Genomic DNA, 18497 nt, shown 5'->3' with positions numbered 1-18497 from the left:
TATGCTCACCGTCGTCGGGTTGATGAGCGGCACGTCCATGGACGGGATCGACGCCGCGCTGGTGCGCACCGACGGCGAAGGGCGGGCGGAGCCCATGGCCTTCGTCACCATCCCTTATGAAGACGGCTTCCGCGCGGACCTCCGTTCCTGCCTCGGCGGCAAGGGGCCGGTGGAGGCGGTGGAGCGTGCCCTGACCGACGCCCACGCCGACGCGGTGGCGCGCCTCCTGGCGGAGGCCGGCGTCGCGGCGACGGAGGTGGACCTGATCGGCTTCCACGGCCACACCATCCACCACGCGCCGGACGAGCGCCGGACCTGGCAGATCGGCGACGGCGCGCGGCTGGCGCGGCAGACCGGCATCGCCGTGGTCAACGACTTCCGCACCGCCGATGTGGAGGCGGGCGGGCAGGGCGCCCCGCTCGTCCCGCTGTTCCACCGCGCGCTGGCCGAAACACTGCCGCGCCCGCTGGCCGTGCTGAACATCGGCGGTGTGGCGAACGTCACCTGGATTGGAAGGGCCGAGAGCGACGTGATCGCCTGCGACACCGGGCCGGGCAACGCGCTGGTGGACGACTGGGTGCTGCGCCGGCAGGGGGCGCGCTTCGATGCCGGTGGCGCGCTGGCAGGGGCCGGGCGCGTGGATGCGGAGGCCCTGGCAGCCCTGCTCGACCACCCCTATTTCGACCAGCCGGCGCCCAAGTCGCTCGACCGCGACGCCTTCGACCCCACCCCCGTGCAAGGCCTGTCGGCGGAGGATGGGGCTTCGACCCTGACCGCCTTCACCGCCGCCTCGGTCGCGCGCATTGTCCCGCATCTGCCGGAACCGCCGGTCCAATGGCTCGTCTGCGGCGGCGGGCGCCACAACGCGACCCTGATGGGCATGCTGGCCGACCGCCTGGGCGTGCCCGTCGCCCCCGTGGAGCAGGTCGGCTGGAACGGCGACGCGCTGGAGGCCCAGGCCTTCGCCTACCTCGCCGTACGCAGCCGCAAGGGCCTGCCGCTCAGCGTCCCGACGACGACCGGCGTGCCGCAGCCGATGACCGGCGGTCGGTTCCATCCGGTGGGGTGAAGCGGCTTTCGCGTCGGGTTGTTATGCTCAACGATCGCTGGCGTGTCTGCTTCAAATGGGCTTTTGCCGAAGATTGTGCTGCCGGAGCGGACCCTTTGATGCTCCAAGGCGAGCCGTACGATGTTGAAATCACCGACTATCACAAGGGGTGAGCCATGGCCTACCCGGCAATCGACAACCTTCCGCCAATCCATCCGGGCGAAATCCTGCGGGACGAGTTGGAAGCGCTTGGTCTGAGCGCCCGCAAGTTCGCGGAACACATCCGCGTGCCGCCGAACGCGGTCACCGAAATCCTGAACGGCGAGCGAGGGATCACGGCGGCCATGGCGCTTCGGCTTGGGCGCGCCTTCGACACCGGCGAACGCTACTGGATGAACCTTCAGGATCTGTATGAAGCCAAGCGGGCGCGCGCCGAACTTGCGGAGACGCTGGAAATGATCAAGCCGCTGCCCAACGTCGGCCGGGCCGCTTAGGCAACGCCCTACGGCGCCTGCCGGCTGTTGTCGGTGCAGTTGGAGGCGCCCTTGCACCAGCTCCGGAAGGAGGAGGCGACCTGTTCGCTGGAGCAGGCGGACAACAGGGCCATCACGGCGCAGCCGGCGAGGAGAAAACGGAAGGCTTTCATGATCGTCCTTTACCCCGCCTCGGCCGGCACCGGGTTGCCCAGCGCGCGGTCCAGATAGTCGTCCACCTGCACGGCCAGATCGTCGGTGCGGTTGGCGAAGAAGTGGTTGGCGCCCGGCACGACGCGGTGGTCGATGCGGATGTCCTTCTGGTGCGACAGCTTGGTCACCAGCTTGTTCACCGCCGCCTGGGGCACCAGCTCGTCCTTGTCGCCGTGAATGATCAGGCCCGAGGAGGGGCAGGGCGCCAGGAAGGAGAAGTCGAACAGGTTCGCCGGCGGCGAGACGGAGACGAATCCGTCGATCTCCGGCCGGCGCATCAGAAGCTGCATGCCGATCCAGGCCCCGAAGGACACGCCGGCGATCCAGCAGACCGGGGCGTTGGGGTTGTAGGTCTGCAGCCAGTCCAGCGCCGCCGCCGCGTCGGCCAGTTCGCCCTCGCCCTTGTCGTAGGTGCCCTGGCTGCGGCCCACGCCCCGGAAGTTGAAGCGCAGCGCCGAGTAGCCCCGCTTCGTGAAGGACTGGAACAGGGTGAAGACCACCTTGTTGTTCATCGTCCCATTGTGATGCGGGTGCGGGTGCAGCAGAAGGGCGACCGGCGCGTTCGGGGTGGTGCCGTGGGTGTATCGGCCTTCCAGCCGGCCGGCGGGACCGTTGATGATCACTTCAGGCATGGGAACAACGATCCTGGCGCGAACAATGGGTGATCCGAACCACCGGCAAGCCGGGATCCGGTTGGCCCGGCAAGCGGACGTGGTTGCCCCTGTGCCAATATGGAATTCTCGAACACAATTCTTGACCGTTTTGCTTGGTCATCTTATATGCGTCGGTATGTCCATCAGGGCAACCCGCGCGTCCGGCAGGCACGGGTCGAAGGTTCTTGCGAAAGATTGCCTCTCCCGGCAAGCGGGCGGACTATACCACGGCGGGTGTTCTTGTGTTCAAGCATCTTCGCGAAGAGATCGACGGGATTATGGCACGCGACCCGGCCGCGCGTTCGCGGATCGAGGTTGCGCTGTGCTATCCCGGGCTGCACGCGATCGTCATGCACCGGATCGCCCACTATTGCTGGGAGCGCGGCTGGCGTCTGATCGCGCGCGTCCTGTCGCAGCTCTCCCGCGCGCTGACGGGCATCGAAATCCATCCGGGCGCCACCATCGGCCGCCGCTTCTTCATCGACCACGGCATGGGCGTCGTCATCGGCGAAACGGCCGAGATCGGCGACGACGTCATGCTGTATCATGGTGTTACGCTGGGCGGCACGGCGCTGCACCAGGGCAAGCGCCACCCGACGCTGGAGGACGGCGTGATCATCGGCGCCGGGGCGAAGGTGCTGGGCGCCATCACCATCGGGCAGGGCGCGCGGGTCGGCGCGAACGCGGTGGTGGTCGCGGATGTGGCGCCGGGAATCGCGGTGGTCGGCATCCCGGCCAAGGCCGTCGTGCCGCGCGACCGGTCGGAAACCCAGAAATTCATGCCCTACGGCACGCCCTGCGGCGACATCCCCGACCCCGTGGCGCGCGCGCTGAACGGGCTGCTCGATCAGGTGTCGAGCCTGCGCCAGCGGGTCGAGGAACTGGAATCGGAGCGCGCGGACGCGCCCCACGGGCTGGGCGCGCCGGACGAGGCGTCCCTGTCCGACACCGCCGTGCGCGAGCCGGTCTCGGCCGACGGCGGTTCGATGAAGCCGTGTTGAAGAACCACAAACAAGAGGCTTGGCGCCGCGCCGCCGGCGGAAAAACCGCCGCAGGCCGGGCCGGGGTGAAGGAAGGGTAAGGAGAGAACAAGATGAGGCTCAGCACCAAGGGACGCTATGCCGTCATGGCCATGGTCGATCTTGCCGCGACCAGCCAGGGAAGCCCCGTCGCCCTCGCCGACATCGCGGAACGCCAGGAAATCTCACTGTCCTATCTGGAGCAGCTGTTCGCCAAGCTGCGCAAGGGCGGTCTGGTGAAGAGCGTGCGCGGTCCCGGCGGCGGCTATCTGCTGGCGCACCCGGCCGACGCGACGCGCGTGTCCGACATCATCCTGGCGGTGGACGAGCCGATCCGCACGACCCGCTGCGCCAACGGAACGCCGCAGGGCTGCCGCACCAACCGCTCGCGCTGCCTGACCCACGACCTGTGGGAAGAGCTGGGCAACCAGATCCACATGTACCTCAGCTCCGTCACGGTGGCCGACGTGGTCGAGCGCCGGATCATCGGCACCAGCAGCCTGACCATCCGCGGCCCGCAGACCGCGGACGAGGGCGCGGCCGTGGCCGCCGAGTGACGGCGGACGGGTGAGCACGTTGTTACAGTGAGCCGCGTCTATCTCGACCACAACGCGTCGGCGCCCATGAAGCCGGCGGTCAAGGCGGCGATGGTCCAGGCCCTGGACCTCGTCGGCAACCCGTCGTCGGTGCACGGCTTCGGCCGCGCGGTGCGCCGCGCGGTCGAGGACGCGCGCGCCCAGGTCGCGGCGCTGGCCGGCGTCCGCCCGGCGCAGGTCTTCTTCACCGCCGGCGGGACCGAGGCCAACAATCTGGCGCTCCGCGGATTCCCCGGCCGTCGCACCGTCGTCTCCGCCATCGAGCATGATTCGGTCCTGGCGACGGTGCCCGGCGCGCCGCGATTCCCGGTGGACCGCAACGGCGTGGCGGACCTCGCCGCGCTGGAGCGGCTGCTGGCGGCGGGGGAGGGGCCGGCGACCGGTCCAGCCATCATCTCCCTGATGCTCGCCAATAACGAGACTGGCGTGATTCAGCCGGTCGCCGAGGCCGCCGCCATCGCCCACGCGCATGGCGCTCTGCTGCACGTCGACGCCGTGCAGGCCGCCGGGAAGCTGCCACTGAGCCTCGCGGCGCTCGGGGCCGACCTGCTGACCTTGTCGGCGCACAAGATCGGTGGCCCGTCCGGAGCCGGCGCTCTGGTCCTCGCGGAAGCTCTGGAGCCGGAAGCCCTGATTCGCGGCGGTGGGCAGGAGAAGCGCCGCCGCGCCGGGACGGAGAACGTCGTCGGCCTCGTCGGATTCGGCGCCGCCGCCCGCCTCGCCTTGGATGACCTGCCCAACGCCGAACGCCTCACCGCCCTGCGCGACGATCTGGAGGCGCGGGCGCTGGCCGCCGTGCCGCAGGCCCGCGTCATGGGGGCCGGCGCGGCGCGGGTCGGCAACACGACCAGCCTCGCGCTGCCCGGCGTGCCGGGGGAGACGCAGGTGATGGCGCTCGACCTCGCCGGGGTGGCGGTCAGCGCCGGCTCGGCCTGCTCCAGCGGCAAGGTGAAGCCCTCCCACGTCCTCGCCGCCATGGGGGAGGACGCGGAGACGGCGGCCTCGGCCATCCGTGTCAGCCTGGGCTGGGACAGCGACGCCGGGGCGGTGGACCGCTTCGTCGCCGCCTACGCCGCCATGGCCGCCCGGCTGGCGCGCCAGACCGCGACCTGAACGGACAGCCTGAACGCTCCTGCCAGAACGGACCAAGGACCATGACCACTTCCGACTCCGGCCCGCGCTTCCCCATGGGGATCGCCGGGGCCATCGACGGAGACCTGGAGCCCTGCTGGCTGTGCGGCGGGTCCGTCACGGCGCGGGCGCTGTTCTGCCATTCCTGCGGGGCGGTCCAGCCGCCGCGCCCGGTGGACCACTTCACCCGCCTCGGCCTGGAGCGTCGCTTCGACATCGAGCCGGAGGCGGTGAAGCGCCAGCACGCCGGATTCTCCCGCGCGCTCGACCCGCAGCGTTTCACCGCGCGCGGGGCGCGGCAGAAGGCCAACGCCCGCGCCCAGCTGGAGGCGCTGGACGAGGCCTTCGAGACGCTGCGCGATCCGGTGCGACGAGCGCGCTATCTCCTTGACCTTCTGGGCGAACCTCCGGCCGGGGGCATGGCGGAGGACGACGGCGAGGTGGCGGCCCTGACCGGGCAGCTGGAGGCCGCGCAGGACGCGCCCGCCATCGACCGGCTTGCCGCCGACCTGGGGCAACGCGTCGAGTCCTGCATCAAGTATCTTGCCATCGCCTTCCGCAACGGGCAGACCAACAACGCCGCGCGCATTCTCGCGCGGCTGGAGCGTCTGGAGGCGCTGTGCGCCGACGCCCGCGCGCGGCGGGCCGGCCTGTCGCCGACCGCTCCATGACCACCGACACGCCACACCGACGCGATCGCAACGACGCTTTGTCCAGGAGAGTACCCCGATGCCGAAGATGACCTTCATCGAGCCGAACGGCACCCGCCACGAGGTGGACGCCCCGCTCGGCCTGTCCGTGCTGGAGATCGCGCACAAGCACGGCCTGGACTTGGAGGGCGCTTGCGAAGGCTCGCTCGCCTGCTCGACCTGCCACATCGTCGTGGAGCCGGAGTGGTTCGACGTGCTGAACGACGCGTCGGAAGACGAGGAGGACATGCTCGACCTCGCCTTCGGCCTGACCAAGACCTCGCGGCTCGGCTGCCAGATCATCATGAGCGAAGAGCTGGACGGCCTGACCGTGCGCCTGCCCGGCGGCTCCAACAACGCCATGCGGGGCTGATGCCGCCAAACCCTCTCCCGCCCCACGCGGGAGAGGGCTGTACAGCATCCCCCCGTGGCCCATATAGGGCGCCATGAATTCCCTCGGTCTTTCCAAGCGTCCCCAGGACACCCGCGTGGTCGTCGCCATGTCGGGCGGCGTCGATTCGTCCGTCACCGCGGCCGTGCTGCGGGAGGAGGGCTACGACGTCGTCGGCATCACGCTCCAGCTCTACGACCACGGCATCGCCCTGCAGAAGCCGGGCGCCTGCTGCGCCGGGCAGGACATCTACGACGCCCGCCAGGTCGCCGACCGCATCGGCATCCCGCACTATGTGCTGGATTACGAGGGCAAGTTCTCGCAGGACGTGATCGACGACTTCGCCGACACCTACCTGCGCGGCGAGACGCCGATCCCCTGCGTGCGATGCAACCAGCGGGTCAAGTTCCGCGACCTGCTGAACACCGCCCGCGACCTGGGCGCCGACGCGCTGGCGACCGGCCACTATGTCCGCCGCGTGCAGGGGCGGAACGGGGCGGAACTGCACCGCGCCATCGATCCGGGCCGCGACCAGAGCTATTTCCTGTTCGCCACGACGCGGGACCAGCTGGACTTCCTGCGCTTCCCGCTGGGCGGCCTGACCAAGCCGGAGACCCGCGCGCTGGCCGAGCGGCACGGGCTGGTGGTCGCGTCCAAGCCCGACAGCCAGGACATCTGCTTCGTCCCCAACGGCTCCTACGCCGACGTGGTGGCGACGCTGCGCCCCGGCTCGGTCGAACCCGGCGAGATCGTCCATGTGGACGGCCGCGTGCTCGGCCGCCATCGCGGCGTCGTCCACTACACGGTGGGCCAGCGCAAGGGCCTGGGCATCGGCGGCATCCGGGGCGAGGAGGAACCGCTCTTCGTCGTCCGTCTGGAGCCGGCGCAGCGCCGCGTCGTCGTCGGCCCCCGCCGCGAACTGGCCCGCAGCACCGTGACGGTGCGCGAGGTGAACTGGCTCGGCCCCGACCTCGCGTCCGGCGAAGGTCTGGAGGTGGAGGTGAAGCTCCGCTCCGCCCAGCCGCCCGCCGCGGCCACATGGCGCCTCGGCCCCGACGGAACCGCGCAGGCCGAATTGCACGAGCCGCAGTACGGCATCGCCCCCGGCCAAGCCTGCGTCGTCTACCAGGGCGACCGGGTCCTGGGCGGCGGCTGGATCGCCGGAACGGGTGCCTGAAAAAAAGTGCATTTTCCTCGTTGACACCCCGGTCCCGCTGGAATACATAAGCGGCCCCGGCACGAACCGAGACGAAAGAAACGGACGGGCCGGACCACGATGGCAGCGTAGCTCAGTGGTAGAGCAGGGGAATCATAATCCCTTGGTCGGGGGTTCAAATCCCTCCGCTGCTACCAATTCGGAACCCTGTCAAGTCCAAGACTTGGCGGGGTTTTTCTTTTGCCTTGGTGCCATGTCCTTTGGTCGTGCACCACGCGCCGTAGGGGGCGTGTCCGCGCCCGTCCCACGCCCGCATGGCCCCGCTTCGATAAGCCTTCGACATATCGCGTCCGTTCCACGGCACGGGCACCCCGGATCGCGGGTTCTTCCTGGTGTGTGCAGGGACACGCCGGCGGCTTTCACGGGCATGTGAGGGTTGGCCATTGCGGAGCGGTTCCCGCCCCCTCCAGGACGCGGGACGGCCATTCGGCGCTCCCCGCCGGGGCGTCCCCGCATTCATAGACCCGCCTCTGCACGCTGGGCGGGATTCCCGGCTTGTCCCCCGCTGCCGGGATTTCTGGCGGCAGCCGTGCCGGCCCCTCCGCACGGCTGCCGCTCCATTTCCTTTGGACCTTCCTTTCCTCATGAATTTCGGACGAGTGTTTCGATGAAGCTCCTCATCGTCGAAGACGATCCCCTGATTGGGCCGGCCATGAGGGCTGTCCTGCGCGGGGCCGGCCACACGGTCCACGGTCCGGTCCGGGACGCCGCCAAGGCCCTGCGCCTTGCTGGAACCGAGCATCCCGACCTGGCGCTGGTGGACTACAAGCTGGCCGGGGCGGAGGACGGCCTGTCCGTGGTGCGCCGCCTGCTGGCGGAGTTCGGCGTCCCCGCACTGCTGGTGACCGGCTTCGACCACCGGGCGGAGGATGTGCGGGACGCTGCCCTGGGCATCCTGCACAAGCCCTTTACGCCGGAGGCGCTGGTGGGCGCGGTGGCGGCGGTGCGGGATCGGATGGCGGGAAAACCGTCGGCCGGCGTTCCGGGGGCGCTGGACCTGTTCGGCCCCCCTTCCTGACCTCGCCCCCTTCCTGACTTCGATACGTCAAAAAGGCATACTTCCCGTGCCGTTTTTCCCCCGCACCTGTTCACTTCGTGTCTCCGGGGGTGCGCCCTGGCTTCAGAACCAGAAACGGGCGGAGGGGCAAGTGGGACGTCATGGACGTTTCGGGCTGGGTCCGGCCCGCGCGGGGGCGGTGTTCGGGCAGGCCAACATCATTACCGAGGCGCCGAGGCTGCTCGTGGTGGACGACCATGCGCTGGTCCGGCATGGGCTGGCGCTGGCGATCAAGCTGCGGTTTCCGGCCGCGACCGTGTTCGAGGCGGGATCGCTGGCCGAGGCCATGCGGCGGGTCCAGTCGGTCGGCAACCTGTCGGCGGTGCTGTACGACCTCAACCTCGGCGACGCCAGCGGGCTGCCGGGGGTGGAGGCGATGCTGCGCGTCCTTGACGGCGTGCCGCTGCTGGTCATTTCGGGCTCGCTCGACGGCGGGGTGGTCGCCGCCTGCATCCGGGCCGGCGCCCGCGGCTTCCTGCCCAAGGGATCGGAGGCCGAGGTGCTGGACCACGCGCTGCCCATCGTGCTCGGCGGCGGCATCTACGCGCCGCTGCCGCAGCCCGGTCCCGGCATGCCGCCGCAGCCGCTGGAGCCGGCGACACCCGCAACGGGCGCCTTGCCCGCCGCCCTCATCGAAGGGCTGACCGACCGCCAGCGCGAGGTGCTGAGGCTTCTGCTGGAAGGGCAGTCGAACAAGGAGATCGCCCGCTCGCTGGGCGTGCTGGAGGGCACCATCAAGGTTCATCTGCGCAGCGTCATGCAACGGCTGGGCGTGCGCAACCGCACCCAGCTGGCCCTGCTGGCCGTCAAGGCCGGAATGATGTCGTGAAGGCGGCTTGAGGCGGGCGCCGCCGCCCCGGTATGATGACGGCCCCTTCAGCCGCGTGGCCATCATGTCGAGCAACGATTCCAGCGCCAAGGAAGCCCTCGATCCCGAGTTCGAGGCGCTGATCCGCCACATCCAGGAAAGCCGCGGGCTCGATTTCCGCGGCTACAAGCGCACCAGTCTGCAACGGCGCATCCGCCGGCGGATGGAGGAGGTGGGCTGCGACGACTTCGCGACCTACCACGGCTTTCTCGAAGCACACCCGCAGGAATTCGTCGACCTGTTGAACACGGTGCTGATCAACGTGACCAGCTTCTTCCGCGACGCCGACGCGTGGGAGGTTCTGAAGAAGGACGTGGTGCCGCGCGTCCTGGCCCGCCGGGCCGAACGCGGCCCCATCCGCATCTGGAGCGCGGGCTGCGCGTCGGGCGAGGAGCCCTATTCGCTGGCCATGCTGTTCGCGGAGGCGCTGGGCAGCGACGCCTTCTGCAGCCGGGTGAAGATCTACGCCACCGACCTCGACGAATCGGCCCTGAACGTCGCCCGCCACGCCACCTACACACCGCGCGACGTCGAAAGCGTGCCGACGCCGCTGCTGGAGAAGTATTTCGAGCGCACCAACAACCACTACGTCTTCCAGCGCGAGCTGCGCAAATGCGTGATCTTCGGCCGGCACAACATCGTGACCGACGCGCCGATCTCGCGCATCGACCTTCTGGTCTGCCGCAACCTGCTGATCTATCTGGAAAGCGACACGCAGAGCATCGTCCTGCCGCGGCTGCACTACGCGCTGGTCAACGACGGCTTCCTGTTCCTTGGCAAGGCGGAGACGCAGCTCGCCCGCTCCAAGATGTTCGAGCCGGTCGACCTCAAGAGCCGCATCTTCCGCAAGGTGCCGCAGGAATGGCGGCGCAGCCTGGGCGGCAGCCTGACCCTCGCGCCCGATCCCGCCAACCACCGGCCTAATTTCCAGACGCGGCTGATGGAAGGCATCGTGGACAGCAGCACGACCGCCTACCTGTCGGTCAACGGCGAGGGGCAGCTGGTCTTCGCCAACGCCATGGCGCGCCGCCTGCTGGACGTCGGCGAGGTGGACATCGGCCACCCGTTCCAGGACTTGGCGATCTCCTACCGCCCGACCGAGCTGCGCTCGCGCATCGACGAGGTGCAGAAGACCGGCCGCACGGTGCGCATCGACCATCAGGAATTCTCCCGCCCGCCGGCCGAGCCGATCCGCCTGACCATCGAGATCTCGCTGCTCTACGGCCGCGACGGCAAGCCCTTCGCCACGCTGCTGGCCTTCACCGACACCAGCCGCAACTTCCTGCTCCAGCAGGAGCTGGAGGCCGCGCAGGAAAGCCTGGAGACCACCATCGAGGAGCTTCAGTCCTCCAACGAGGAGCTGGAGACGACGAACGAGGAGCTTCAGAGCACCAACGAGGAGCTTGAGACCACGAACGAGGAACTCCAGTCCACGAATGAGGAGCTGGAGACCATGAACGAGGAACTCCGCTCCGCCAACGAGGAGCTGGAGGTCGCCAACGAGGAGCTGCGCCGCCAGGGCGAGGAATCGGGGGAATTCCGCCGCTACTCCGAATCGGTGCTGCGCAGCATGGATGTGGGCATCATCGTGCTGGACCAGGATCTCAGCGTGCGGTCCTGGAACCGCTGGGGCGAGAACATGTGGGGCCTGCGCAGCGAGGAGGTGCAGGGCGAGGCCTTCCTCGACCTGGACATCGGCCTGCCCGTGCAGAAGCTGCGCGGCGATCTGGAGCGCATCCTGTAGAAGGAGGCGCCGCAGCAGCCCGTCACCCTGAACGCCGTGGACCGCCGCGGCCGTTCCGTGACCTGCCGCGTGCGGCTCTCCCCGCTGCTCTACGAAGCCAAGGAGACGCGGGGCATCGTTCTGATCATCGAGGACATCACCGAACAGACGCGCACGGAAGCCTTCGCCGGCTATCTCGGCCGCGTCATCGGCCAATCGCTGAACGAGGTCTATTTCCTGGACGCGGCGACCTTCCACTTCCTTCTGGTCAACCGGGGGGCGGAGACGAAGCTGGGCCACTCGCTGGACCAGCTCAAGCAGATGGCCGTGCACGAGCTGATGCCCGAGGTGCCGGGGGACCGCTTCCAGCGCCTCGTCGCGCCGCTGCTGTCGGGCGACAAGCAGGAGGTGGTCTTCGAGACGACGATGGAGAGCCGCCACCGCGGCGCCTATCCGGTCGAGGTTTGCCTTCAGTATTTCGGCGACGAACGGCCGCCGATCCTCGTCGCCATCGTCCACGACACCACCGAGCGGCAGCGTCTGGGCGGCACGGGAGACCGCGAGGTGCCGGTCGGGGAGTGACGGGCTGAGCAGACGTTCACTGTTCGGCGAAGGGTTGCCCCCTCCCCAACCCTCCCCCGCCTTCGGTGGTGGAGGGGGCTGCCGCCGTTTCGCACAAGCTCCCTCTCCCGCGCAGCGGGGGAGGGTTGGGGAGGGGGCAAAATGAGGAGGGGCAAACGCTGCCACTCTCAAACAACCCTGCTCAGGCCCCGCCATCCTCGGCGGCATCCTCCGCGTCCGGCGATGGGCGGAGCCATTCGTCGCCCAGGAAGCGGAGCAGCAACTCCGCGCGCTCCTTGGCTTCGCGGCTGGCGTCGCTCCAGCGCTTGGCGGACAGGGACTGCCCCTTGCTCCGCGCTGCGTCGGCGAGGCGCACACACAGGGCCGTCCGCTCGTTCAGCGCGCGCAACGCCACCTCGAAGGCCTGCTCGACCATGCGGAACTGCGCCTCCTCCATGCTGTCGGCACCGAAGCGGTGGCCGATGTGGCAGGTGAAGTAGGGCAGGGAATCCATGGTCGTCTCGGCGACCGACCCGCCGCATTCCGGGCAGGTCAGGGTGATGGGTCGCTTCAGGTCGTAGTCTCCATCCATGCCTTCTCCCTCCTTGGATGGCGGGGTCGTTGCCGTGTTCGACACCATCGCCGCGACGAGCCGGGCGAGCCGCTTGCCGATTGCCGCCGACGGCAGGCAATGGTCGATCGTGACGTTGTTCAGGGCGCTGCGCGGCATGCCGGGGTACCGCGCCTCCTCCGGGTCCTGCACCACGGTGGTGCCGCCCAGTCGCTTGATCTCGCTGAGGCCGGCGGTGCCGTCGCTGAGTCCGCCCGACAGGACCACCCCGACGACCTTGGGCCCGAAGGCGTGCGCGGCGGAGCGGAACAGCGGGTCGGCCGCCGGCCGGGTGCCGTTCTCGCGCGGGCCGCGCGATAGGCGCAGGCGCCCGCCGGGCTCCACCAGCATGTGGCGGTCGGGTGGGGCCACGTAGATGTGGCCGGGCCGGATTACCTCGCCGTCGCGCGCGTGGCTGGCCGGCAGTGGGCCGGCCGTGGCGAGGACGGCGGGGGCGGCGCTGCGCCGCTCGCCGATGTGCAGGACGACGCAGAGCGCGGCCGGCAGGCCGGGCGGCAGGCCGCGCGCCAGCGCCTCCAGCGCCTCCACGCCTCCCGCCGATGCACCGACCACGATCAACGCGCGGCATTCCATGGGCTTGCGTCCCTTTCCGGGCACGGGCTCGACTGTCAGACCACTGTTCCGGCGTCATTCCGGCCTTCGCGTCATGGCTATCCGGTAAAGCCATTTGCTACGAAGCCGCCGCTTCCCTGTTCGTCATCCCCGCGAAGGCGGGGATCCAGAAAACTTCGCGTCTAAGTGCCTGGTCGGTCTGGATCCCCGCCTTCGCGGGGATGACGGGAGGGGATAGTGGTTGCCCGTTGCGGGCCGTGCCGAACGACCAAAGTCAGTCCCATGCGCCTCCATCGAGGCCATCACTCCGCCCCATCCCCGGCCGCCCCGTCCCCCGCCCCGTCCCCCGCCCCGTCGTGCGGCAGGGTGGACAGCACGCCGGCCAGGGCGTCGCCTTGCCGCATCAGCACGTCGCGCAGGAGGTTGACGTTCTGCTGGGCCTCTCGGGTCGCCTCGGACCAGCTCACCGCGACGCGGTTGTGGCCGCGCTTGCGCGCGTTGTCGGCCAGCCGCTCGAACAGGGCGACGCGGTCCTCGTGCGTGCGCAGGGCCACCCACAGGGCGTGCTCCACCGATTCCTTGTGAAGCTGCGCCAGCGTGTTGGGGCTGAAGGCGTGGCCGACCTTGCAGCGGTAGCGGATGAGCGGACCGTCCTCGATCTCGGACAGGTTGCCGCCGCAGTCCGGGCAACTCAGCGGGCTCGGCCGTCCCACGGCGTTGGTGTCGTCGGGCACGGTGCTGAACTCCTTCTCCGGGATGCTCGCCTCCACCGCCACGTCAGGCGGGATCGGCACCCTCGGTCCGGCCGGCTCGGCCAACAGGCGGGCCAGCAGGGCCGGCATGTCGGACAGCGGCACGCAGTGGTCCGGCACCACATGGGCCATCGCGTTGCGCGGCATGTCCGGCCATTCCGCGTCTTCCGGATCCTGAACGACGGCGAGGCCGCCGCAGCGCTTCACCGCACGCAGGCCGGCCGTGCCGTCGTCCAGCGTGCCGGTCAGGATCACCCCGACCAGCCGCGGCCCGTAGGCCACCGCCGCGGAGCGGAACAGCGGGTCGATGGCCGGGCGGGTGCGGTTCTCCCTCGCCCCCCGGCGCACCAGCGTCCGGCCGTTCTTGACCAGCAGATGATGGTCGGGCGGGGCGACGTGGATCCAGCCGCGCCGCACCGGCTCGCCGTCCTTCGGGTGGAAGGCCGGCAGCCAGCCGGCGCGCGTCAGCAGCCTTGGCAGGACACTCTGCTGACCGGCGATGTGCTGAACGACGAAAACCGTGGCCGGGCAGTCCTTCGGCATGCCGGCGAAAAGACTTTGCAGCGCGGTGACGCCGCCGGCCGACGCACCGATCACCAGGATGTCTCGCTTTTCCATGTGCCGATAACAACATGGTGATTCGGGAGGAATCTCGGCACCCGCCCGATGACTTTTCCGGAGGTGGGCTGTTGGACAGGCGGGGTGCCACCGTGCATGCGCAAAAAGAACGCGTGGGGGAGCCGTGGCGGAATCCGTATCCATTCGGAATGACGACGAGAGCGACGACGAGCGTGCGATGCTCCGGCAGCGGGTCGCGGAGCTGGACCAGCACCTGGAACAGGCCCTGGTCGCCGCCGAGGACGCGCAGGCCGAAGCGGGGCTGCTCGTCGAGGAGAGACGGCGGCTGGAGGAGGAGCTGGAGGCGCAGCGGCACCAGATCGCCGACCTGCACCACCGCCTCGCCGCCGAGGAGATCCGCAAGAGCGAACTGCTCGAAGCCCTGATCCGCAGCGACAACCGGCTGCGCACCGTCCGCCGGGACGAATCCCACCTGTCGGAGGAACTCCAGACCTCCTACGAGGAGCTTCAGGTACTCACCGAGGAGCTGGAGCGGGCCAACGACGAGCTGGAACGGCGGGTGGAGGAACGCACCCTCCAGCTGGCCGAGAGCGAGGCGCGCTACCGCACCCTGTTCGAGGCGATGGACGAGGGCTTCTTCCTGGCCGAGGAGATCTTCGACGCCGACGAACGCCCGGTGGACATCCTGTATCTGCAGGCCAACCCCGCCGCGATCCGGATGACCGGCCAGAACTGCGTCGGCCGCCGGCTGAGCGAGATCGCCACCGGCTTCGAGCCCCATTGGTTCGAGGTGTTCGGCCGCGCCGCCCTGACCGGGGTGGCCGCGCGCACGGAGCTGTACGCCGCCCCGCTGCGGACGTGGTTCAATTTCTACGTCTTCAAGGTCGGCAGCCCGACGGAGCGGCGCGTCGCGGTGGTGTTCCAGGACGTGACCCAGCGCAAGAAGGCCGAGGAGGAGATGCAGCGCGCCAAGGAGGCGGCGGAGGCCGCCGACCGTGCGAAGACCAAGTTCCTCGCCGCCGCCAGCCACGACCTGCGCCAGCCGATCCAGGCCGCGGCGCTCTACGCCCATGTGCTGCGCTCCATCATCGACGGCAATGCGGCGGCGGAAGAGGTGCTGGACCTGCTGAGGGCCTCCATCGACAGCCTGAACGGCATGCTGAGCGGGCTGCTCGACCTGTCGCGGCTGGAGGCCGGCGCCATCGAGGTCGAGATGGCCGACTTCGCCCCCGCCGAGCTGATGCGCCGGCTGGCCGCCGAATTCGGCGGGGTTGCCGGGGTGTCGGGCATCGATCTGCGCTGCCTGCCCAGCAACGCCGCCGTCTCGACCGACCCGAAGCTGCTGGAGCGCGTGCTGCGCAACCTCCTTTCCAACGCCATCGCGCATGGTGCGGGGGACGGAGACGGCGAAGGGCGCGGGCGGGTGCTGTTCGGCTGCCGGCGCCGGCCGGGCGGGGTGGAGTTCCAGGTGTGGGACAACGGCCCCGGCATCCCCGAGGACGCGCGGGAGGCCATCTTCGAGGAGTTCCGCCAGCTCAAGAACCCGGAACGCAGCGCCGCCAAAGGCTTCGGGCTCGGCCTGTCCATCGTGTCCCGCATCGCCCGGCTGCTGGGGCTGGAGGTGACGGTGCGCTCAGCCGTCGGGCGCGGTTCCGTCTTCTCGGTCACGGTGCCGCGCGCCCGCGCGCCGGAGCCGATCCAGCTGAAGGCGCCGGTCCTCGACACCGGCATGGCCGGCTGGCTGAAGGGGCGCACCGTGCTGCTGGTGGAGGATGACGCGCAGGTTCGGCGCGGCCTGACCCTGCTGCTGAAGGGCTGGGGTGTGCGGGTGGTCGCCGCCGGCTCGACGGAGGAGCTGGCCTCGATCCTGCCGCGCCTGCGCCGGCGGCCGCATGTGGTGCTGACCGATCACCGCCTGCCCGGCGGGCACACCGGGCGCAACGTGGTGGAACTGGTGCGCAGCCGCTGGGACGTGCCGGGCGTCATCATCACCGGCGACACCGCGCCGGAACGCCTGCGCGAAGCCATGTCCCTCGGCTGCCGGCTGCTCCACAAGCCGATCCAGCCGTCCGAACTGGCCGGCGCCCTGGGCGATGCCCTGGACGCCTGACAGCAAACCTTCAGATGTGAATGACCTCTCCCAGCGTGTGGGCGAGCAGGGCGGGCTCCACGGGCTTGTGCAGCAGGCGGCAGCCGATGGATTTCGCCTCGCGCAGGCGCTCTGGCGCCGTGTCACCGGTGATGATGACCGCGGGGACATCCCAGCGCCCGCGCACCAGCTCCACCACGTTGCGTCCCGTGCGCCCGCCGGGCAGGCGGTGGTCGGCCAGCAGCACATGGGGTGGGCGGCGCAGGCGCGGCAGGCGGGCCGCCAGTTCCTCCGCCGAACCGACGGCGACGACGCGCGCGCCCCACGTCTTCAGCAGCATCGTCAGGCCGATCCGGACGCGCTCGTCATCCTCGACCAGCAGAACCGTCCGTCCGCGGATCCGCGCCAGAACCGCCGGGTCGGAGGCCGGGGCGTGCAGGTGCGCCGCGTCCCGCCGGCGGGTGGACAGTGGCACCGCGATGGTGAAGACCGTCCCCCGCCCGACCTCGGAGCGCACCGTCACCTCCAGCCCCAGCAGCCGGGCGATGCGGGACACGATGGACAGGCCGAGCCCGAAGCCCTTGGCGGCGCTGCGCTCCGGGTTGTCGAGCTGGCGGAACTCCTCGAAGATGGCGGCCTGCGCGTCCTCGGGAATGCCGGGGCCGTTGTCCCACACCTGGAATTCAAGCGTCCCGCCGCGCCGACGGCAGCCCAGCAGGACCCGTCTGCCCCCCAGCCGGGCGCCGTGCGTGATCGCGTTGGACAGAAGGTGGCGCAGCACGCGCTCCAGCAGCTTCGGGTCGGTCCGCACCGGGGCGACGGAGGGCAGGCAACGCAGGTCCACCCCGACGGCCTTGGCCTGCTCCCGGAACTCGGCGGCGAGGCGAAGCATCGGGTCGGCCGGCACGAAGTCGATGGCGGCCACGTCGATGGCGCCGGCCTCCAGCCGCGACAGGTCGAGCAGCCCGCTCAGCATGCCGTTCAGGCTCTCCACCGACGCTTCCAGAAGGTCCAGCGTCCCCTGGCCCGCCGAACCGGGCGCGACCGACGGGCGCAGCACATGGGCGTAGAGGGCGGCGGCCTGGATCGGCTGGCGCAGGTCGTGGCTGGCGGCGGACAAGAAGCGCGTCTTCGCCCGGTGGGCGGCCTCTGCGGCCTCCCGCGCGCGGTGCAGGGCGGCGGTCTGCTCATCCAGGCGTCGTCGCAGCTCCGCGATCTCGCGCCGGTGGGCGTCCAGTTCCTCGGCCAGCAGGCGGGCTTCCCGCCGGGCGTCCTCGGCGGCGGCCCAGGCCTGGACCAGCGGGCTGCGGCCCAGCGCCGCAAACCGCCTCGGCCGCAATCCCCGCTCCGTAGCCCCGCCGCCCCCGCTTCCGTCTTCCTTGGCCGAAATGGAGTTTCGCACGACGCCTCCTCAGCCTGTTTGTGAACAAATCATTGCATGACCCGGGCCAAGAACGCAGCATGGGAAAAGGTCGTAGAGGCGACCGGGCCGCGGGCGAGAGTCCTCCCGTAACGCTAGGTTATTAGCTGGCCCCAGTACCCTACTTTTGTCGCATAGCCGACAATGCGTGTCGGGTATGGCACAAGCGGGCGCGTCCCGTGTTGAAGTTTCCATCACGGCATGGCCGGAAGAGTGCGCGAGCCTTGCGGGAGGCCGGGGGCGGCGTCCCGCAGCGCCGTTGGCACGCGGGTTGCTTCGTACTCGAAGCAATCGCGCCGGCGGCGTCGCGGTGTTCGGCCCCCGCTGTTCGGCCCCCGCTGTTCAGCCGAGGCATTGGAGGCAGGCTTGTACAATCCGTTGATCACGGCGACCGCTGGCTGGTCCGAGGCGGTGGAGGAGCGGGCACGGCGGCTGCTCGGCTACCAGGTCGGCACCGAGGGGCACGGCGCCCCGGTGACGGTGCAGAGCATGCTGGCCCGCTGCGGCTACGACCCGGTGGCCAGCGCCCGCTTCCTGATGACCATTCCGCCGCTGATGGCCGTGCGCGAGCTGACCAAGACGGTCGCCCGTTTCCGCATCGACGGGGAGCCCTGTCCTGACCCGGCGGCGCTGGCCCGCGCCGCCCTGTCCCACGCCGGGCGCGCGGTGGCGGTCCATGAACTCCACCCGGAGCGGCAGTTCGTCGCCAACATCATCGGCTCCCTGCTGGGCATTACCCGCTCCGGCCGATAGTCGCGCATCCGGCGGGGTGCGGCGCCTGGACACACGTCATAGGCACTGCGGCCATCGCCGGAACGCGCGAGGATTGCTAAAAT

The 18497-nt window shown here is 70.0% G+C and carries 19 protein-coding genes and 1 tRNA gene; 15 read left to right on the top strand and 5 right to left on the bottom strand.

Annotated elements, in window-relative coordinates; genetic code table 11:
• The first annotated feature begins 1 nt into the window (after position 1).
• Positions 2–1069: an anhydro-N-acetylmuramic acid kinase gene (locus ACSVC7_RS18250; RefSeq protein WP_448205781.1), complete on the top strand. Its 1068-nt coding sequence runs from the start codon at positions 2–4 to the stop codon at positions 1067–1069.
• Positions 1070–1224: 155 nt separating this feature from the next.
• The gene (locus tag ACSVC7_RS18245; protein WP_448205782.1) at positions 1225–1542 is read left to right on the top strand and encodes a HigA family addiction module antitoxin; all 318 of its coding nucleotides are present in this window, start codon (positions 1225–1227) and stop codon (positions 1540–1542) included.
• An 8-nt stretch (positions 1543–1550) separates the two neighbouring features.
• On the opposite strand, the gene ACSVC7_RS18240 is transcribed toward ACSVC7_RS18245, so the two are convergent.
• Both ACSVC7_RS18240 and ACSVC7_RS18235 read right to left on the bottom strand, forming a co-directional pair.
• Positions 1551–1694 carry a hypothetical protein gene (locus ACSVC7_RS18240; protein ID WP_448205783.1) on the bottom strand — a complete coding sequence of 48 codons (144 nt, stop codon included), beginning with the start codon at positions 1692–1694 and terminating at the stop codon, positions 1551–1553.
• Between the two features lie 9 nt (positions 1695–1703).
• Entirely contained in the window at positions 1704–2366 is a 663-nt protein-coding gene (locus tag ACSVC7_RS18235) for an alpha/beta hydrolase (protein ID WP_448205784.1), read from the bottom strand.
• 299 nt (positions 2367–2665) lie between these two features.
• Between ACSVC7_RS18235 and cysE the strand changes: the two genes are divergently transcribed.
• The 11 genes from cysE (at position 2666) to ACSVC7_RS18180 (ending at position 11659) form a co-directional block, all read left to right on the top strand.
• Entirely contained in the window at positions 2666–3388 is a 723-nt protein-coding gene (gene cysE / locus ACSVC7_RS18230) for a serine O-acetyltransferase (protein WP_448205785.1), read from the top strand.
• A gap of 92 nt (positions 3389–3480) precedes the next feature.
• Entirely contained in the window at positions 3481–3963 is a 483-nt protein-coding gene (locus ACSVC7_RS18225; RefSeq protein ID WP_448205786.1) for an Rrf2 family transcriptional regulator, read from the top strand.
• Between the two features lie 27 nt (positions 3964–3990).
• The gene (locus ACSVC7_RS18220) at positions 3991–5115 is read left to right on the top strand and encodes a cysteine desulfurase family protein (protein WP_448205787.1); all 1125 of its coding nucleotides are present in this window, start codon (positions 3991–3993) and stop codon (positions 5113–5115) included.
• Positions 5116–5156: 41 nt separating this feature from the next.
• A complete protein-coding gene (locus tag ACSVC7_RS18215; protein WP_448205788.1) occupies positions 5157–5804 on the top strand; it encodes a molecular chaperone DnaJ in 648 nt (215 codons plus the stop codon).
• Between the two features lie 58 nt (positions 5805–5862).
• Positions 5863–6195 carry a ferredoxin family 2Fe-2S iron-sulfur cluster binding protein gene (locus ACSVC7_RS18210; RefSeq protein ID WP_448205789.1) on the top strand — a complete coding sequence of 111 codons (333 nt, stop codon included), beginning with the start codon at positions 5863–5865 and terminating at the stop codon, positions 6193–6195.
• Positions 6196–6268: 73 nt separating this feature from the next.
• The gene (gene mnmA, locus ACSVC7_RS18205; protein ID WP_448205790.1) at positions 6269–7390 is read left to right on the top strand and encodes a tRNA 2-thiouridine(34) synthase MnmA; all 1122 of its coding nucleotides are present in this window, start codon (positions 6269–6271) and stop codon (positions 7388–7390) included.
• 101 nt (positions 7391–7491) lie between these two features.
• A tRNA-Met gene (locus ACSVC7_RS18200) sits at positions 7492–7566 on the top strand.
• Positions 7567–8036: 470 nt separating this feature from the next.
• Positions 8037–8447, top strand: a complete 411-nt coding sequence (locus tag ACSVC7_RS18195) for a response regulator (RefSeq protein ID WP_448205791.1) — start codon at positions 8037–8039, stop codon at positions 8445–8447.
• A gap of 130 nt (positions 8448–8577) precedes the next feature.
• Entirely contained in the window at positions 8578–9315 is a 738-nt protein-coding gene (locus ACSVC7_RS18190) for a response regulator transcription factor (protein WP_448205792.1), read from the top strand.
• Positions 9316–9379: 64 nt separating this feature from the next.
• Positions 9380–11098 carry a CheR family methyltransferase gene (locus tag ACSVC7_RS18185; protein ID WP_448205793.1) on the top strand — a complete coding sequence of 573 codons (1719 nt, stop codon included), beginning with the start codon at positions 9380–9382 and terminating at the stop codon, positions 11096–11098.
• A 57-nt stretch (positions 11099–11155) separates the two neighbouring features.
• On the top strand, positions 11156–11659 hold the full coding sequence (locus ACSVC7_RS18180; protein WP_483508500.1) for a PAS domain S-box protein: 504 nt from the start codon (positions 11156–11158) through the stop codon (positions 11657–11659).
• A gap of 181 nt (positions 11660–11840) precedes the next feature.
• On the opposite strand, the gene ACSVC7_RS18175 is transcribed toward ACSVC7_RS18180, so the two are convergent.
• Both ACSVC7_RS18175 and ACSVC7_RS18170 read right to left on the bottom strand, forming a co-directional pair.
• Positions 11841–12842: a chemotaxis protein CheB gene (locus ACSVC7_RS18175; RefSeq protein ID WP_448205795.1), complete on the bottom strand. Its 1002-nt coding sequence runs from the start codon at positions 12840–12842 to the stop codon at positions 11841–11843.
• Positions 12843–13123: 281 nt separating this feature from the next.
• Positions 13124–14191 (bottom strand): chemotaxis protein CheB, encoded by a 1068-nt coding sequence (locus ACSVC7_RS18170; protein WP_448205796.1) that lies wholly within the window; start codon positions 14189–14191, stop codon positions 13124–13126.
• A 178-nt stretch (positions 14192–14369) separates the two neighbouring features.
• Here ACSVC7_RS18170 and ACSVC7_RS18165 point away from each other — a divergent pair, with 178 nt between their 5' ends.
• Entirely contained in the window at positions 14370–16262 is a 1893-nt protein-coding gene (locus tag ACSVC7_RS18165) for a hybrid sensor histidine kinase/response regulator (protein WP_448205797.1), read from the top strand.
• A gap of 10 nt (positions 16263–16272) precedes the next feature.
• Here ACSVC7_RS18165 and ACSVC7_RS18160 read toward each other — a convergent pair whose 3' ends face one another.
• On the bottom strand, positions 16273–17643 hold the full coding sequence (locus ACSVC7_RS18160) for an ATP-binding response regulator (protein ID WP_448205798.1): 1371 nt from the start codon (positions 17641–17643) through the stop codon (positions 16273–16275).
• Between the two features lie 384 nt (positions 17644–18027).
• On the opposite strand from ACSVC7_RS18160, the gene ACSVC7_RS18155 reads away from it, so the two are divergent.
• Positions 18028–18414, top strand: coding sequence for a hypothetical protein (locus tag ACSVC7_RS18155; protein WP_448205799.1), 387 nt, complete (start codon positions 18028–18030; stop codon positions 18412–18414).
• Positions 18415–18497: the final 83 nt, after the last annotated feature.

This window comes from Azospirillum mesophilum (assembly GCF_053470405.2).
Note: the sequence above shows the minus strand (reverse complement) of the source record. Positions and strands in the feature narration are given on the sequence as shown.

Excerpts from the sequence above, each read along its gene's own strand:
- ACSVC7_RS18195 (WP_448205791.1), top strand. The coding sequence starts at position 8,037 with ATGAAGCTCCTCATCGTCGAAGACGATCCCCTGATTGGGCCGGCCATG.
- ACSVC7_RS18175 (WP_448205795.1), bottom strand. The coding sequence starts at position 12,842 with ATGGAATGCCGCGCGTTGATCGTGGTCGGTGCATCGGCGGGAGGCGTG.
- ACSVC7_RS18215 (WP_448205788.1), top strand. The coding sequence starts at position 5,157 with ATGACCACTTCCGACTCCGGCCCGCGCTTCCCCATGGGGATCGCCGGG.
- ACSVC7_RS18185 (WP_448205793.1), top strand. The coding sequence starts at position 9,380 with ATGTCGAGCAACGATTCCAGCGCCAAGGAAGCCCTCGATCCCGAGTTC.
- mnmA (WP_448205790.1), top strand. The coding sequence starts at position 6,269 with ATGAATTCCCTCGGTCTTTCCAAGCGTCCCCAGGACACCCGCGTGGTC.
- ACSVC7_RS18210 (WP_448205789.1), top strand. The coding sequence starts at position 5,863 with ATGCCGAAGATGACCTTCATCGAGCCGAACGGCACCCGCCACGAGGTG.
- ACSVC7_RS18170 (WP_448205796.1), bottom strand. The coding sequence starts at position 14,191 with ATGGAAAAGCGAGACATCCTGGTGATCGGTGCGTCGGCCGGCGGCGTC.
- ACSVC7_RS18165 (WP_448205797.1), top strand. The coding sequence starts at position 14,370 with ATGCTCCGGCAGCGGGTCGCGGAGCTGGACCAGCACCTGGAACAGGCC.
- ACSVC7_RS18225 (WP_448205786.1), top strand. The coding sequence starts at position 3,481 with ATGAGGCTCAGCACCAAGGGACGCTATGCCGTCATGGCCATGGTCGAT.
- ACSVC7_RS18235 (WP_448205784.1), bottom strand. The coding sequence starts at position 2,366 with ATGCCTGAAGTGATCATCAACGGTCCCGCCGGCCGGCTGGAAGGCCGA.
- ACSVC7_RS18250 (WP_448205781.1), top strand. The coding sequence starts at position 2 with ATGCTCACCGTCGTCGGGTTGATGAGCGGCACGTCCATGGACGGGATC.
- ACSVC7_RS18240 (WP_448205783.1), bottom strand. The coding sequence starts at position 1,694 with ATGAAAGCCTTCCGTTTTCTCCTCGCCGGCTGCGCCGTGATGGCCCTG.
- cysE (WP_448205785.1), top strand. The coding sequence starts at position 2,666 with ATGGCACGCGACCCGGCCGCGCGTTCGCGGATCGAGGTTGCGCTGTGC.
- ACSVC7_RS18245 (WP_448205782.1), top strand. The coding sequence starts at position 1,225 with ATGGCCTACCCGGCAATCGACAACCTTCCGCCAATCCATCCGGGCGAA.